This is a genomic window from Streptomyces milbemycinicus (genome assembly GCF_002154605.1).
GTDB lineage: Bacteria > Actinomycetota > Actinomycetes > Streptomycetales > Streptomycetaceae > Streptomyces > Streptomyces milbemycinicus.
This window is the reverse complement of sequence record NZ_MUNE01001231.1, coordinates 1-1812: the sequence shown is the minus strand read 5'-3', so window position 1 is coordinate 1812 and position 1812 is coordinate 1. Positions and strand designations below refer to the sequence as shown.

The following is a 1812-nucleotide window of genomic DNA, read 5'->3' as shown; positions in this document are numbered from 1 at the left end:
GCGGCGCGGGCCGGGTCGGCGTCCGGGGCGGAGTCGTCCAGCCAGCCGGCTCGTACCGCCTCGGCGGTCTCCTGCTCGACCTCCGCGAGCCGCTGCCGCAGGTGCTCGGTCTCGCTGCGGGCGCGCTGGGCGGCCGTGGCGGCGGCCGTGGCGTCGCGGTGGGCGGCCTCTCCCGTCTCCTGGAGGGCGGCGGAGCGCTCCTCCTCCTCGTTGGCCAGCCGCTCACCGTCCTCGGCCGCCGCGTGCAGGGCGCGTACGAGGTCGGCGGCGGCCTTGGCGCGGGCGGCCAGCGCGGGGGCGGCGTCCCGTTCGGCCTCGCGGATCGCGGCGGCGACGCGCGCCGAGCGGTCGGCGGCGGCGCGGTGGCGCAGCACCGTCTCGGCGGCCTGCCACGCGGAGTGCAGGGTACGGGCGTCGTTGACCTCGCGCCGTTGCGCGGCCGCGCCCTTCTCCGCGGCGGCGAGCGCCAATGAAGCGTGCCGGTAGGCGAGTTCCGCGGCGACCAGGGAGCCGCGGCCGCGCGCCCCCTCCGCCTCGGTGACGGCATGGGCCGCGGTGGCGACCTGCTGGGCGAGCTCGGCGGCGCGCTCGCGCTCCTCGGCGCCGCGCCCGGACAGCCGCCACGCGAGCGTACGGGTGCGGCGCTCGGCGCCCGCGTGCACCCCGCGCGCCTGCTCACGCCGCTCCCCCGCATCCGCGATGCGCGACAGCAGATCCAGCGAACCGGCCGTGAAGTCGCGCTCGGCCGTCAGCTCCGCGCGGCGGCCGAGCTTGTGGGCGAAGCCGTGCACGAGGTCGGCGAGCCCGTCCGTATCGCGGGTGTCGGTGACGGCGCGCAGCAGCAGATCGGTGAAGTCGGAGTCGTTCTTGACGGCGAACAGGCCGGCGGCCTCGCCCTCGTCGGCGTTCATCTCCCGCTGGTAGCGGAAGAGCTCGGGGTCGAGCCCGAGCTCGCCGAGGTGTTCGTTCCAGCGCTCGTGGATCTCCACCCAGACCACGTCGAGGTGCGGATATGCCTTGTCCGCCTCGGTGATGGCGTCGCGGAAGCCCTTCATGGTGCGGCGTCGGCCGCGGGCCGTCGAGGTGCCCTCGACGATGGGCCGCACCGCCGCGGACTCGGCGACCGGCAGGGAGTCCAGGCTCAGGCCCGGTCCGGGGCGGAAGGAGTACCACGCCTCGGCGAACTTCCGCGGGTCGTTGGACACCTGGCGGCCGCGCCATTCGCTGACCTTGCCGACGACGACCGTCTCACCGGTGACCGTGTGCTGCCACTCCAGCGCGACGTGCCCGCAGTCGTCGGCGAGCAGGAATTTGCGCAGCACGCCGGAGCTGGCGCCGCCCAGGGTGTTGCGGTGGCCGGGCAGCATCACCGAGAAGATCAGCTTGAGCAGGACGGACTTGCCGCCGCCGTTCTCCAGGAAGAGCACACCGGCGGGTGCGGGACGCCGCGGCGGGCCGACGGGCTCCTCCTCGAAGAACTCCGCCTGGGTGGGGGCGGGGCTGGGCACCGGCTCGCCGACTCCGCGCAGGTCCAGCACGGTGTCGGCATAGCGCGCACCGGCCGGCCCGATGGAGTAGAGGCGGATCCGGGACAGCTCGTACATGGCGGCGGACTCTCGTTGTCGTGAAGGGGAACGGTCGGAGCGGGGGCGGTCGGGTGGTGGCTGGTCAGGGCGTGTGGAAGGGCAGACCCGCGTCGGCGACCAGCTCCAGGTCGTCGCTGTCGTCCGGCGGCAACAGCGTCGCGCTGCCGTCGCTCATGGGCACGACGCCCAGTTCGAGCAGTTCGGCCATGGCGGCGCTGCCCGCCAT

General features: G+C 75.0%; 1 pseudogene. It reads right to left on the bottom strand.

Annotated elements, in window-relative coordinates:
* Positions 1-1604, bottom strand: a pseudogene (locus CCN51_RS52295) (hypothetical protein); the annotation flags it as partial.
* Between the last annotated feature and the right edge of the window lie 208 nt (positions 1605-1812).